Origin of the sequence: Pseudosulfitobacter pseudonitzschiae, assembly GCF_900129395.1 — a bacterium.
GTDB classification, from domain to species: domain Bacteria; phylum Pseudomonadota; class Alphaproteobacteria; order Rhodobacterales; family Rhodobacteraceae; genus Pseudosulfitobacter; species Pseudosulfitobacter pseudonitzschiae.
The window spans coordinates 594798-608374 of the sequence record NZ_FQVP01000002.1; the positions used below are offsets into that span (position 1 = coordinate 594798).

A 13577-nucleotide genomic window follows, 5' to 3' on the forward strand; every position below is an offset into this window, starting at 1 on the left:
GGCCGCGTCAGTCGGTGCCGGTGGGGCCGTTGGCCTCAAGCTCTTGCTTGATCACGCCGATAATGTCGTCGCCAAGCTTGTCCAGGTGAACGCCGATGGCCGCGCGGATCGCCTGGGGATCACGCGCGCGCAGGGCGGCGACGATCTGGCGGTGATGCGAGATGACCCGTTCCCGGTTGCGCCGTTTGACCGCCGCCAGAAACCGCGACCGCCACAGCCGCGCCAGAAAGGTGCGGTGGATTTCGGCCAATGGTGCGTTGTGCGAGGCGCGCGCGATGGCTGAATGAAAGCTCATGTCGATCTCGAACAGGTCGAGCGGGTCGGCGGTGTCAAACAGGTCAGCCATCTGTTCAACGATCTGTTCGATCTCGTCAATGTCCGCATCAGTCGCGCGTCCGCATGCCAGTTCGCCCGAAAGCTTTTCCACGGCCAGCAACACTTCGACCTCGTCCGAGACCTGTTTGATCGAGGGGATCGACACGATGGGGCTGCGCGCGGGGCGCAGGTCAACCAGACCTTCCTTGGCCAGAATGCGCACTGCTTCACGCAGGGGCGTGCGGCTGACCCCCATTTCTGTCGCGTTGTCGCGCTCCTTGATGCTCGCACCGGGGGGCAGTTTGCCGCGCAGGATGTTGCGGCGCAGCTGGTTTGCGATCTGCTCGGACAGTGGGTTTTCGGTCATAAAGTGTCCATCACCTGAAGGGGCCGGGCTGGGTATCGCATGTTCTGCGCGACATGTCTCCGTTTTCAATTTGGTATACCGAAATTTGTTGATTGTCGATATGTGACCCGCTAGGCTCCGGGCAGATGGTATACCATCCTGACCAACTTCTGGTTGCAGAAGTATGGAATGAAAAAGAGGGCGGCCTCGATGTCGCTTAGGGAGGAAAGACATTATGAAACTGAAGACACTTTTGCTGTCGACAGCTGCTGCGGCCATGGTTGCAGGCAGCGCGTTCGCCCAGGATGTGACGTTGCGCATCCAGACGCACTATGCCACCGAACACCCCACCGGCAAGCTGCTGGCCCAGTGGATTGACGATGTTCAGACCATGTCAGATGGCGAGATTTCCATCGAAATGTTCTATTCATCCTCGGTGGTTGCCACGACCGAGACATTTGACGCCGCGATCAACGGCATCCTGGATTGCGACGCCACGGGCGGCGCCTATCAGACCGGCAAGAACCCCGCGTTCCAGTTCGTCGGCGACATCATGGGTGGCTATGACACGCCGTGGCAGCAATACAGCTGGCTGTATTACGGTGACGGCTATGCCGCCGCCCAAGAGCTGTACAACGCCCAGGGCATGCAGCTGATCGGCTGGTCGATCTACGGTCAGGAATCACTGTCCTCGTCCAAGCCCCTGGCCGGTTTCGAAGATGTCAAAGGCTGGAAATTCCGCTCGCCTCCCGGAATGGAGACCGAGATTTTCCAGGAACTGGGCGCGTCGCCCATCGTGATGGATTTCACCGAGATCTTTACCGCACTTGAAACCGGTATCATCGACGGCGCCGACGCCTCGGGTCTGGCCAACAACGTCGGCCTGGGTCTGTACGACATCGTCAAACACGCCACCTATCCGGGCTTTCATTCGATGCCGTCGGATCACCTGGCGTGCAATCAGGACGTCTGGGAAGGTCTGACCGAAGGTCAGCGCCGCATCATCGACACAGCATGGCAAAAGCTGTCTTTCCATGTCGCCCTGTCCAACGAGAAAGCCAACGCCGAGGCGGCGGCTGCGCTGAAAGAGCAGGGCGTGACCCTGTACGACTGGTCGCCTGAGGACCGCGCCGAGTTCCGTCGTGCCGCACAGGTAGCATGGGACGACTGGGGCACACGTTCGCCCGAAGCGGCCGCGCTGCTGGAAAGCCACAAGACCTACCTCAAGCAGTTGGGTCTGCTGAGCGAGTGATCCGGCGGCGGACGCACGTCTGACGCCGACATCAAGGCGGGCCTGATCGGCCCGCCTTCTTTCACCGGACGGGACTGTTCGGGAGAACCTTGTGGGGAGGCAAATGATGCAGGAAAATTCGCTGTGGCTGGGCCGGATGCGCGCACCGGTCAAGACCGCGATGATCGGGTTCGTGGTGCTGACGGTTGTCATTTATGCGCTGCTGATCGGCCAGCGACTGTTTTTGGAAAACGCCTACGGGATGTACGAAATGATCCGCCCGTCCGGCAGGCCGCTGGTGCAGGCGATGCTGGTCTGTCTGGTGGCGGCGCTGCTGTTTGCGTCCTTGTTTCTGTCCGACACCAAGGGCGCGATTGAAACCCGGCCAGAGGGGTTTTTCGATCTGGTGTCCGTGGTTCTGGGACGGCTGGCGATGATCATGACGGCCTTTGTGGTGCTGGTCATGTTCTACGAGGTTGTCTCGCGCTATGTCTTTGCCCGCCCGACGCTATGGGCGAACGAACTGTCCTTGTGGATTGCGGCAATCGTGTTCCTGCTGGCCGGGCTTTACGCCATGCAGCAACGCAGCCACATCCGAATCTACATCATCTACAACATGATGCCCCGCTGGGCACAAAAGGCGGCTGATTCATTTTCGGTCCTGCTGATCGTGGGCTTTGCCTTTGCGCTGGTCTGGGGCGGTTATTCGGACGCGGCCAAGCGGTTCCTGCGGATGGAGACCTTTGGCACCGCATGGGACCCACCCATTCCCGGAACGATCAAGCCTGCGGTTCTGCTGATTATCGTTCTGGTGGCCATTCAGGCCGTGTCGAACCTGATCGCGGATTGGCACAAGGACCCCGAAGAACACACCCCCATGGATGAAATCGACGAAACCGAGATCGAAAACATCCGCCGCACGTTGAAAGAGGACTGAATTCAATGGTCGATATCGGCACCCTGTCCCTGATCATCCTGCTGGCGATGTTCGCACTGCTGGCAATCGGCATGCCGCTTGGCTTTGCCTCGGCCTTTCTCGCTGTTGTCACGCTGGCGCTGAAATTCCCGCCCGATCTGTTGTTCGGCACTTTCGGGCGCGGGCCGCTGTCGGTGCTGGGGCAGGCGGTGTACCGGCAGATGACGAACTATGTTCTCATATCTGTCCCGTTGTTCATATTCATGGCGGCAATGCTGGAACGGTCGGGCATTGCGCGCGACATGTATTCGTCGCTGAACGTCTGGCTCAGCCAGGTGCGCGGCGGCATTGCCATCGTGACCTCGATCATGGCGGTGATCATGGCGGCCATGTCCGGCATCATCGGCGGCGAGGTCGTGTTGCTGGGCCTGATTGCGCTGCCGCAGATGTTGCGGCTGGGATATGACCGCAACCTTGCCATCGGCACGATCTGTGCGTCAGGGTCACTGGGCACGATGATTCCGCCCTCGATTGTCCTGATCTTTTACGGTCTGGTCACCGAAACCTCGATCAAGGCGCTGTTCACTGCGTCCTTCCTGCCGGGGTTCATGCTGGCGTCTTTCTTCCTGATCTACATCGTGGTGCGGACACAGTTGAACCCGTCGCTGGCCCCCTTGCCCGCGCCGGTTCCGGGCGAGCCGCGCGGCAGTGAAAAGGGGCTGATGTTCCTGGGCTTCCTGTCGCGGTTCACGCTGTGGCTGGCCGGAGTGCTGATGGTACGGGCTTTGTTCTTTACCGTGACGGGGGAAAACACCATCCGCGAAGGGCTGGACCCGATCCCGCTGGGCATGGTGTCGGACATTCCGTGGATTGCGGGCACGTTCGTGCTGGCGTTGGTGCTGATCTTTTTCGTGGTCGGGCGCGAGCGGACCAGCCGGGGCTGGGCCATGGGCAAGGGGCTGATCGCGCCGATTGTCGTTATCGGGGTTGTGCTGGGGTCGATCTATGGCGGCATCACCGGCATCACCGAGGCGGCCGGCATGGGCGTGGTTGCGGTCTTTGCAATCGGGTTGCTGCGCCGCGAGATGACCTTTGACATCGTCTGGGACAGCCTGATCCGTACACTGAAATCCACCGGTACGATCATCTGGGTAACCATCGGTGCGGCCGCGCTGGCTGCGGCCTATACGCTGGTGGGAGGGCCGACCTATGTGGCCAACCTGATCGTGGGGGCGGATATGCCGACGATGGGGATCATTCTGGTGATGATGGTCGTGTTCCTGATCATGGGGATGTTCATGGACTGGGTCGGCATCGTGCTGTTGATCATGCCGGTGTTCCTGCCCATCGTGGTGCGCCTGCCCGCCGAAGAGATCGGATTTCTCGGCAGCGTCGATGCGCGCTATATCCCGATCTGGTTCGGCGTGGTGTTCTGTATGAACATGCAGGTCAGTTTCCTGTCGCCGCCCTTTGGGCCGGCCGCCTTCTACCTGAAATCCGTGGCCCCGCCCGAGATTTCGCTGACCGATATCTTCCGCGGCTTCCTTCCGTTCATCGCCCTGCAGTTGCTGGCGCTGGCGGTGTTGCTGGCATGGCCGCCGATCGTGACGATCTTTCTCTAGAGGATCGGGGCGTGCGCGCCCCGATCCGGGGTTTCAGATATCTTCAGGAGTTTTCGATGCGATTGACCGCAGACGACCATCGCAAGTTTGCCAAAGACGGTGTTCTGGTGCTTGACCACGCCGGGACCGCGGCCAAAGGCGATGCCAAGCTGGACAAGGGCTGTGTCGGTCTGGACGGTGCCCTGTCGCTGGCGGTCAAGGCGGGTGGCGCGGTGACTTTCTACGTGCTGACACCGCGCAACCCGTCCAATGTGTTCCGCTGGCCGTCGGATGCGCGTGGCGGTGCCTGAAGTGTGATGTTCGACCGTTTTCCACCAAACGCCGCGCAAGACGGGCGTCTCCTGCACGGGTCCAGCGGGACCGTTTGCGCGCAGGCGCGTCAAAGATGTGCGCCCCTCCCCGAAAGCCGCATTGATCGGGCCCGTGCTCTGGACCTCTTGGCGGGTCCGCCTTACGCATCGGTTGACGGCACCGCCGCGCAGGTCGCCCCCCTGGCGCCTCTGCGGGTGTCGATGCGCGCAACCTCTGTCAAGGCGAACTGAATGCCCCATCACGTACTGCCCCGCGAAGACCGCACGGCCATGGGCCTGACCGCCATGGCTGGCGCTGTGGTCTTTTTCACCATGATCGACACATCGGCCAAATGGCTGGTTCTTGCTGGCCTGCCTGCACTGCAAGTGGTGTTCGTACGCTATGCGGTGCACTTCCTGCTGGCGCTTGCGGTCTTTGTCCCGCGTGAAGGCCGCGAGGCGCTGGTGTCGATGGCACCGGGCAAGCAGATCCTGCGGTCCGCGTTCCTGCTGGGCAGCACGGCGCTGAATTTCAACGCGCTGTATTATCTGCCGATCACCGTGACCACGACGATCATGTTCGCCGGTCCCATCGTCGTGACGCTGTTGGCGATCCCGTTGTTGGGCGAGCGGGTGGGGATGCACCGGATCATCGCGGTCTGTGTGGGTTTTGTCGGCGTGCTGGTGGTGATGCAGCCCTGGGGGGCCGAGTTTCACCCCGCGATGTTTCTCAACCTTGGCGCGCTGGTCTGCGCGTCGCTTTATTTCCTGATGACCCGCCTGCTGGCGGGGGTGGAAAGCAACGCGACCAGCCAGACCTGGTCCTCGGGGTTGGCGACAGTGTGCATCGCGCCCTTTGCGCTGTCCTCGTGGGTCTGGCCGCAAGCGCCTGCCGACTGGGTGTTTTTCGCCTTGATCGGCATTTTTGGCGGCACCGGACATATCCTGGCCACCTGGGCGCACCGCATGGCCGATGCGTCGATCCTGGCGCCTGTGGTCTATATCCAGATCGTCCTGGCCGCGGTTTCGGGCATCATTTTCTTCAGCCAGTGGCCCACGCTTTGGACGCTGGCGGGCGGGCTGATCATCATCGCCGCAGGTTTCTACATCTGGCAACGCGAGCGCATCCTGGGCAAGCGCGCCGCGGCGGACAAGGCCGCCAACATCGCACCGCATTGAATTCATCAAGGGAGAGAGAACATGGGCAGACTGGACGGCAAACGCGCATTGATCACCGCCGCAGGGCAGGGGATCGGTCGCGCCAGCGCATTGGCGATGGCCGCCGAGGGGGCGCAGGTCTTTGCCACCGACATCAGCGCCGAGGCGCTGGCCGAACTCAAGGGCGACGGGATCGAGACGATGGTGCTGGACGCCCGCGACACCGACAGCGTGAACGCAGGTGTTGCCAAGTCGCGACCTGACGTGCTGTTCAATTGCGCGGGCTTTGTGCACCACGGCACGGTGCTGGATGCCAGCGACGACGAATGGGACTTTGCCTTTGACCTGAACGTGCGGGCCATGTTCCGCACCATCCGCGCGGCCTTGCCCGGCATGGTCGAACGCGGCGCGGGGTCGATCGTGAACATGTCGTCGGCCTGCTCATCCGTCATCGGCGCGCCGAACCGGTTCATCTATGGCACCACCAAGGCGGCAGTGATCGGCCTGACGAAATCGGTGGCGGTGGATTACATCAAGACCGGCGTGCGCTGCAATTGTATCTGCCCCGGCACCGTCGAAAGCCCCAGCTGGCACGACCGCGTTAAGGCGCTGGGCGAAGAGATGGGCAGCTATGAGGCCGCCTTGGAGGCCTTCGTGTCGCGCCAGCCGATGGGCCGCGTGGCAAAAGCGGAAGAGATTGCGGCGCTGGTCGTGTATCTGGCCAGCGACGAAAGCGGATTTACCACCGGACAGCCCCACATCATCGACGGCGGCTGGTCGGGTTAACACGACACTATCAGGAAGAAGGACAAAAATATGAAACTGCTACGTTACGGCGACGCGGGCGCCGAAAAGCCGGGGATGCTGGACGCCGATGGCACGCTGCGCGATCTGTCGGGTGTTGTGAGCGACATCGCGGGCGATGTGCTGTCTGACGAAGGTCTGGCCAAGCTGCGCGACATCGACCCCGCCAGCCTGCCCAAGGTCGACGGCAATCCCCGTCTTGGCCCCTGCGTCGGCAACATCGGCAAATTCTGCTGCATCGGTCTGAACTATTCCGACCACGCCGCCGAAACCGGTGCCGCGATCCCAGAACATCCGATCCTGTTCATGAAGGCCAACAGCGCCATCGTCGGTCCCAACGACATGGTGATGAAGCCGCGCGGCTCGACCCACACGGATTGGGAGGTCGAACTGGGCGTCGTCATCGGCAAGGCCGCCAAATACGTCTCGAAAGAGGACGCGCTGGATTATGTCGCGGGCTATTGCGTGATCAACGACGTGTCCGAACGCCACTACCAGTCGCAACTGACCGGCCAGTGGACCAAGGGCAAAAGCTGCGACACCTTCGGCCCCACCGGCCCGTGGCTGGTGACCCGTGACGAGGTTGCGGACCCGCAGGCGCTGGCGATGTATCTGGATGTGAACGGCAAGCGGATGCAGACCGGCAACACGCAAACCATGATCTTTACCGTGGCCGAGATCATCGAACATCTCAGCGGGCTGTTCACCTTGCAGCCGGGCGACGTGATTTCGACCGGCACGCCTCCGGGTGTTGGCATGGGGATCAAACCCACGCCGGTCTATCTGGAAAAAGGCGACGTGATGGAGCTGGGCATCGACGGTCTGGGCGTGCAGCGGCAAGAGGTCGGTCAGGACGCCTGATCCGATGGTTTGACAGAACGGTCCCGCGTGTTGGCACACGCGGGGCCGTTTTTATTTGCGGCATTGCGGGGCGGCATTTTTCCGCCGTGCCGCCCCTTGGCACCTGCAACACGCTCGGCTAATAGGGCCATCCCGGTCGCAGCCTACCCGGGTAACAAAACAAGGGTACAAAATGAAAACCATCGTTATCTGCTCTGGCGGATTGGATTCGGTATCGCTTGCGCACATGGTGGCGCAGCAACACGAACTGACCCGCCTTGTCTCGTTCGACTATGGCCAGCGGCATCGCAAGGAACTGGACTATGCCGCCCTGTGCGCCCAGCGTCTGGCCGTTCCCCATGACATCATCGACCTGCGCGCCATCGGGGCGGCTCTGACCGGCTCGGCGCTGACCGACGACATCGACGTGCCTGACGGGCATTACGCCGAAGAAAGCATGCGTATCACCGTGGTGCCAAACCGCAACGCGATCATGCTGACCATCGCCTTTGGCGTGGCCGCCGCGCGTGGCGACGACTCGGTGGCGACGGCGGTGCACGGGGGCGATCACTTTATCTATCCCGATTGCCGCCCGGCGTTTGCCGAAGCCTTTGACGCCATGCAGAAACAGGCGCTGGACGGCTATGCGGATGTGTCGCTGTACACGCCTTTCGTGCACCGGACCAAAGCGGACATCGTCACCGAAGGTTACCGCTTTGGCACGCCCTTTGTCGATACATGGTCGTGCTACAAAGGCGGCGCGCATCATTGTGGGCGCTGCGGCACCTGTGTGGAACGCCGCGAAGCCTTTGATCTGGCCGGTGTCAGCGACCCCACCACCTATGACGACCCGGATTTCTGGGTGCAGGCCGTGGCGCAACGGGGGCAGGGCTGATGTACAGGATCACCAAGGAGTTCCATTTCTCCGCCTCGCATCAACTGGCGCATCTGCCTGACGGGCATCAATGCGCGCGCCTGCACGGGCACAACTATGTCGTGGTGGTCGAACTGGCGGCGGAAGCGCTGAATGCGGACGGGTTCGTGCGCGACTATGGCGAGTTGAAGCCGCTGAAAGACTATATTGACGCGGCGTTCGACCACAGGCATCTGAACGACGTGATGGGCGTGCCGTCAACCGGCGAGAACATGGCGCGCCATTTCTATGACTGGTGCGCCGCGCGCTGGCCCGAGACGACCGCGGTCAGGGTCAGCGAGACGCCCAAGACATGGGCGGAATACAGGCCATGACCGGGCTGCGCATTGCCGAAATTTTCGGCCCCACCATCCAGGGCGAAGGCGCACTGATCGGGGAGCCGACGGTGTTCGTACGCACGGGCGGGTGCGATTACCGCTGTGTCTGGTGCGACAGTCTGCACGCGGTTGACCCCGTGCATCGTCAAAGCTGGGCGCGGATGACCACGGATCAGGTCTGGGCCGAGATCACGCGCCTCTCGCGGGGCAATCCGTTGACGGTGTCGCTGTCGGGCGGCAATCCCGCCATTCAGGACTTTACCGCCCTGATCGCGCGGGGGCAGCAGGCAGGCTATCGCTTTGCCTGCGAGACCCAAGGGTCGGTGGCGAAACCGTGGTTCGGGGATCTTGATACGCTTGTGCTCAGCCCCAAACCGCCCTCCAGCGGTGAGACGGTGGATTGGGATGCCTTTGACGCCTGTATCATGGCGGGCCAAGGGGCCGTGCAGACGGTTCTGAAAATCGTGATCTTTGACGACGCCGACTATGCTTGGGCGCAACAAGTGGCCGCGCGTTTTCCGACGCTGCCGCTGTACCTGCAACCCGGCAACCCGCAGGTCGATCCGGCCCAGCCGGTTGACCCCCAGGACCTGTCGGACCGGCTGTTGTGGCTGGTCGAGAAGGTCACCGCCGACGGCTGGTTCGCGCCGCGCGTTCTGCCGCAACTTCACGTCTTGCTCTGGGGCAACAAACGCGGGGTCTGACCCGCCGAAGGAACATCATATGGAAACGATTTACAGCGACCTGAAACAACTGGGCGGCAAGACCGAGTTGCCCGAAACCCCCGAGCAGGCGGTTCTGGAGCGTGTGGCGAACCCGCAGGCGGATGTGTCCTATTGCGTGCGCTTCACCGCGCCCGAGTTCACATCGCTTTGCCCGATGACGGGCCAGCCGGATTTTGCACATATTGTCATTGATTATGTACCAGATCAGTGGCTGGTCGAATCCAAATCGCTCAAGCTGTTTCTGGGCGCATTCCGCAATCACGGCGCATTCCACGAGGATTGCACCGTTTCGATTGCACGGCGGCTGGTGGAATTGCTGTCACCGCGCTGGCTGCGGATCGGCGGGTACTGGTATCCGCGCGGCGGCATCCCGATTGACGTGTTCTGGCAAACGGGAGCCATGCCTGCAGATGTCTGGATTCCCGATCAGGGCGTGCCGCCCTATCGTGGCCGGGGGTAGTCCGCGCTTCAGATGTCGATGATCGCGCCCTTGTGGCCGATCACCCGTGACGCCAGATCGTGCCCGGCCTGCAAGGCCACGGCCTGTTCCGACCCACGCGCCCGTTCGAACAGGTAGCCTGCGTTGAAACTGTCGCCGGCGGCGGTGGTGTCCACCACGTTGGCCGCGCGGGCAAAGCGCAGGCCGGAGGTGCTGCGCGACAGGTCAAAGGGACCTGCGGGGCCGCGTTTCAGTGCCCCGTCGGTCAGGCCCGCAGCGTCAAGGCGCGCCAGAACCGCGCCTTCGGTGGTGTCGCCGTGGATCGCCATTTCGTCATCGACTGATGGAACGGCAATGTCCGTCACGGCCCACATGGCGTTGTTCACGTCAATGGCGGTTTGCGCGTCTTCCCACAGGCGGGGGCGGTGGTTGCTGTCATAAGCCACGGTGCCGCCGGCCTGCCGGTACAGGGCCAGCGTGTCGATCAGCGCCTTGCGCACCGGCGCGGGCAGGATCGCCAGAGTGATGCCCGACAGATAGACCAGGTCAAAATCGCCCAGCACGTCCAGTCCCACGGTGCAGGGCGTGCTGAACAGCGTGCGCGCCGCACTTTCGGATCGCCAGTAGGTAAAACTGCGTTCGCCCGCATCATCGGTGTCGATGGCGTACAGCCCGATGTTGCGATCCGCGCGGCGTTCGATGTGGGTGGTGTCGATGCCAAACCGGCCCATGTCCGCCACCGCACGCTGCGAAAAGGTGTCCTGCCCCAGCGCCGTGACATAGGACACGGTGCAGTCGGTGCCGCGCGCCAGTTGCGCCAGATAGACAGCGGTGTTGTAGCTGTCACCGGCCACGTTCAGGCGGGCATCGCCGGTTTGCTGGCCGACGATTTCGATCATCACTTCGCCGATGCAGGCAATCTTGGAATAGGGTTTCATGTCACCTCGGGTCGGACCGCAAAAGCGCGGTTGGCTATGGTTGCGCTACCATAACGGGCCGCGTTCTGGGGGGGAAGGGCAGGCAAAGGCGAAATGCCGCTGGCGCGACTGTTTTATTTATGGGGGCGCTGCCCCCCGGCGCTGCGCGCCTCCCCCGGAGTTTGTCTGGCAAGATGAAGGGTCAGGCGCCTTCGTTGCGCTGTGCGGTGACCGTGTGGGGCGTGATGGGGGTGCCGGTGTTTGCGTCGATCAGGACGGGGTTAACCGGCGCACCGGTGCTGCGCGATACCAGTGTGACAGAGGACTGTTCGGGCGGCGGCACCGCGTCGTTGGCCCAGGTGATCAGCGACACCAGAACGGGATGCAGCGCCTTGCCCCGTTCGGTCAGCCGGTATTCGTAGCGCACGGGGCGTTCCTGATAGGCCTCGCGGCGCAGCACGCCGGCATCTTCGAGGGTGCGCAGGCGGTCGGCCAGCACGTGCCGGGTGATGCCCAGACGCTCTTGCATCTGGTCAAAGCGGCGGATGCCGAAAAAACACTCACGTACCACCAGCATGGTCCAGCGGTCGCCGATCACCGAGAGGGCGCGCGCAACAGGGCAGGGATCGGTTCCAAGGTCATTCCATTTCATGGGTCCACCATACACCATATTGACAGGTTCCGAAAGAGAACTTACTAGTTAGTTCTAAAATAGAACCCACTTATGTGAATGCAAAGGAAACCGCCATGTCCCTTCAGACCAAGACCCGCAGCTATGACTATCCCATGCCCGCCTTTGACGGGGCGGCGGCGATGCAGATGTCTGGGCTGGAGTATTTGCAGGCGTTGACCGGCGGGCGGATCGGGGCAGAACCGTCGATCGGGCCGACCATCGGGATGCACATCCCGCACGAGCTGGGCGAAGGCCACGCGGTGGTGGATGCAACGCCCAGCGATTATGTGTTGAACCCCATGGGCGGCGTGCACGGCGGCTTTGCGGCGACGGTGCTGGATTCGGCGCTGGGACTGTCGATCCACACGACCTTGCAGGCGGGCGAGGGGTTTTCGACGGCCGAGTTGAAAGTGAACTATACCCGCCCCATGCGCCCGGACGCAGGCCGGATGCGTGCGACCGGCACCGTGATCCATCGCGGCCGCCAGATGGCCACCGCCGAGGCGCGGTTGGTGGGGGTCGAGGATGGCAAGCTGTATGCGCACGCATCGACGACCTGCTTTATTTTCCCGCTGCGCAAGGGCTGAGGTGATGACCGACGCCCCCGCCCTGCGCCCCGCGATGAACCTGCCCGATCCGACAGCGGCGGCCCGTGCGGCGCGCACGCACAGCCTGTTGCATGATCCCATCGGGCGTACGCTGGCGCGGCTGGCGGCCCCCAATGTGCTGGCGATGTTCGTGACCTCGGTCACCAGCATTGCCGAGGCATTTTTCGCAGGTCTCATGGGGGTGAATGCGCTGGCCGGTCTGGCGCTGGTGTTTCCGCTGGTGATGCTGACCCAGATGCTGTCGGCGGGGGCCATGGGCGGTGCAATCTCGGCGGCGGTGGCGCGGTCGCTGGGCGGGGGGGACACGTCGCGGGCCAGCGGGCTGACGGTGGCCGCGTGGATCATCGGGGTCGGCTTTGCCGCGGGCTCGGCGGTGTTGATGGCGCTGTTCGGGCGTACGATCTTTGTCGCGCTGGGCGGGGGTGATACTGCCGTGGCGGCGGCGCTCTCCTATGCGGGCGTGTTCTTTCCGGGGTGTCTGGCGCTGTGGCTGTGCAATGGCACGCTGAGCGTGATCCGGGGCACCGGCAACATGGGCACGCCGTCGGTGTTGTTGTTCGTGGCTTCGCTGGGGTCGATCCCGCTGTCGGGCGCGCTGGCGCTGGGCTGGGGTCCGTTTCCGGCGCTGGGCATGGCGGGGCTTGCACTGGGGCTGATAGCGGCCAATGGCGCGGCGGGGCTGGTTGCCATCGCCCTGGTGCTGTCGGGGCGTGCAGGGCTGAGCATGGGCGGCGCGCTGGGGCGGCTGCGTGGCGAGATGTTCCGCGACATCCTGCGCGTGGGCATCATTGCATCGGTGAACTCGGTTCAGTCGGTGCTGACCATTGTGCTGATGGTCGCACTGGTCGGACGGTTCGGCACGGCGGCCCTTGCGGGCTATGGATTGGGCGCGCGGCTGGAGTTCCTGATGATCCCGGTGGTTTTTGGAATTGGCACCGCCATGACGGCAATGGTCGGCGCCAACATCGGCGCGGGCAACACGCCCCGCGCGTTGCGGGTGGCGTGGACCGGAGCCGTCGGGGCCGCTGTCATTGTCGGAGGCATCGGCGCGGTGCTGGCGGTTTTTCCCGACCTGTGGCTGCGCATCTTCCTCGATGCTTCCGACACCGCGACGCTGGAGGTCGGGCGGGCCTATTTCCGCACGGTGGCGCCATTCTATGCGTTTTTCGGCCTGGGGCTGGCCTTGTTCTTTGCCAGCCAGGGGGCGGCGCGGATGGCGTGGCCGGTGATTGCCAGTCTGTTTCGCATGGCTGTGGCCTTTGGCGTGGCGCTGGTGTTGATCGGCCGGACCGACATGGGCGTCGAGGCGGTGTTTGTCGGGGTGGCTTGCGGGACGGTGGTTTACGGTGCGGTGACGGCGGCTGCGGTCAGGATCACGCGCTGGCGGTAAGAGCTGGCGGGCAGGGGACGCGCCGTCGCGGTTGCGTTCGTCAATCGGATTG

Annotated in this window: 16 protein-coding genes; 13 read left to right on the plus strand and 3 right to left on the minus strand. The window is 63.1% G+C overall.

The features are described 5' to 3' along the window. Positions 1–7: 7 nt before the first annotated feature. A complete protein-coding gene (locus tag BUC08_RS07185) occupies positions 8–682 on the minus strand; it encodes a GntR family transcriptional regulator (protein ID WP_037925297.1) in 675 nt (224 codons plus the stop codon). 214 nt (positions 683–896) lie between these two features. Between BUC08_RS07185 and BUC08_RS07190 the strand changes: the two genes are divergently transcribed. The 11 genes from BUC08_RS07190 to queF all read left to right on the plus strand — a co-directional run bounded on the left by BUC08_RS07190 (position 897) and on the right by queF (position 9958). Further along, complete coding sequence (locus BUC08_RS07190; RefSeq protein WP_037925299.1) at positions 897–1913, plus strand: TRAP transporter substrate-binding protein; 1017 nt, start codon at positions 897–899, stop codon at positions 1911–1913. Positions 1914–2019: 106 nt separating this feature from the next. Then, positions 2020–2829, plus strand: coding sequence for a TRAP transporter small permease subunit (locus tag BUC08_RS07195; protein ID WP_037925624.1), 810 nt, complete (start codon positions 2020–2022; stop codon positions 2827–2829). A gap of 5 nt (positions 2830–2834) precedes the next feature. Next, positions 2835–4430 carry a TRAP transporter large permease gene (locus BUC08_RS07200; RefSeq protein ID WP_037925303.1) on the plus strand — a complete coding sequence of 532 codons (1596 nt, stop codon included), beginning with the start codon at positions 2835–2837 and terminating at the stop codon, positions 4428–4430. Between the two features lie 56 nt (positions 4431–4486). Continuing rightward, positions 4487–4720: a hypothetical protein gene (locus BUC08_RS07205; protein WP_143186693.1), complete on the plus strand. Its 234-nt coding sequence runs from the start codon at positions 4487–4489 to the stop codon at positions 4718–4720. Positions 4721–4972: 252 nt separating this feature from the next. Further along, the gene (locus tag BUC08_RS07215; RefSeq protein ID WP_037925308.1) at positions 4973–5899 is read left to right on the plus strand and encodes a DMT family transporter; all 927 of its coding nucleotides are present in this window, start codon (positions 4973–4975) and stop codon (positions 5897–5899) included. 21 nt (positions 5900–5920) lie between these two features. Beyond that, a complete protein-coding gene (locus BUC08_RS07220) occupies positions 5921–6664 on the plus strand; it encodes an SDR family oxidoreductase (protein WP_037925310.1) in 744 nt (247 codons plus the stop codon). Positions 6665–6694: 30 nt separating this feature from the next. Then, positions 6695–7543 (plus strand): fumarylacetoacetate hydrolase family protein, encoded by an 849-nt coding sequence (locus BUC08_RS07225; protein WP_037925312.1) that lies wholly within the window; start codon positions 6695–6697, stop codon positions 7541–7543. A gap of 172 nt (positions 7544–7715) precedes the next feature. Continuing rightward, entirely contained in the window at positions 7716–8417 is a 702-nt protein-coding gene (gene queC / locus BUC08_RS07230; RefSeq protein ID WP_037925315.1) for a 7-cyano-7-deazaguanine synthase QueC, read from the plus strand. Further along, the gene (gene queD / locus BUC08_RS07235; RefSeq protein ID WP_037925318.1) at positions 8417–8770 is read left to right on the plus strand and encodes a 6-carboxytetrahydropterin synthase QueD; all 354 of its coding nucleotides are present in this window, start codon (positions 8417–8419) and stop codon (positions 8768–8770) included. Before queC ends, queD begins: the two co-directional genes overlap by 1 nt. Next, positions 8767–9477, plus strand: coding sequence for a 7-carboxy-7-deazaguanine synthase QueE (queE, locus tag BUC08_RS07240; RefSeq protein WP_037925320.1), 711 nt, complete (start codon positions 8767–8769; stop codon positions 9475–9477). Before queD ends, queE begins: the two co-directional genes overlap by 4 nt. A 19-nt stretch (positions 9478–9496) precedes the next feature. After that, positions 9497–9958: a preQ(1) synthase gene (gene queF, locus BUC08_RS07245; protein ID WP_037925323.1), complete on the plus strand. Its 462-nt coding sequence runs from the start codon at positions 9497–9499 to the stop codon at positions 9956–9958. Positions 9959–9966: 8 nt separating this feature from the next. On the opposite strand, the gene BUC08_RS07250 is transcribed toward queF, so the two are convergent. Both BUC08_RS07250 and BUC08_RS07255 read right to left on the minus strand, forming a co-directional pair. After that, positions 9967–10875 (minus strand): sugar kinase, encoded by a 909-nt coding sequence (locus tag BUC08_RS07250; RefSeq protein ID WP_037925325.1) that lies wholly within the window; start codon positions 10873–10875, stop codon positions 9967–9969. Positions 10876–11056: 181 nt separating this feature from the next. Beyond that, positions 11057–11506, minus strand: coding sequence for a winged helix-turn-helix transcriptional regulator (locus BUC08_RS07255; RefSeq protein WP_037925328.1), 450 nt, complete (start codon positions 11504–11506; stop codon positions 11057–11059). Between the two features lie 95 nt (positions 11507–11601). On the opposite strand from BUC08_RS07255, the gene BUC08_RS07260 reads away from it, so the two are divergent. Both BUC08_RS07260 and BUC08_RS07265 read left to right on the plus strand, forming a co-directional pair. Next, a complete protein-coding gene (locus BUC08_RS07260) occupies positions 11602–12114 on the plus strand; it encodes a PaaI family thioesterase (RefSeq protein WP_200796201.1) in 513 nt (170 codons plus the stop codon). A gap of 4 nt (positions 12115–12118) precedes the next feature. Beyond that, the gene (locus tag BUC08_RS07265) at positions 12119–13525 is read left to right on the plus strand and encodes an MATE family efflux transporter (RefSeq protein WP_037925331.1); all 1407 of its coding nucleotides are present in this window, start codon (positions 12119–12121) and stop codon (positions 13523–13525) included. Positions 13526–13577 lie beyond the last annotated feature (52 nt).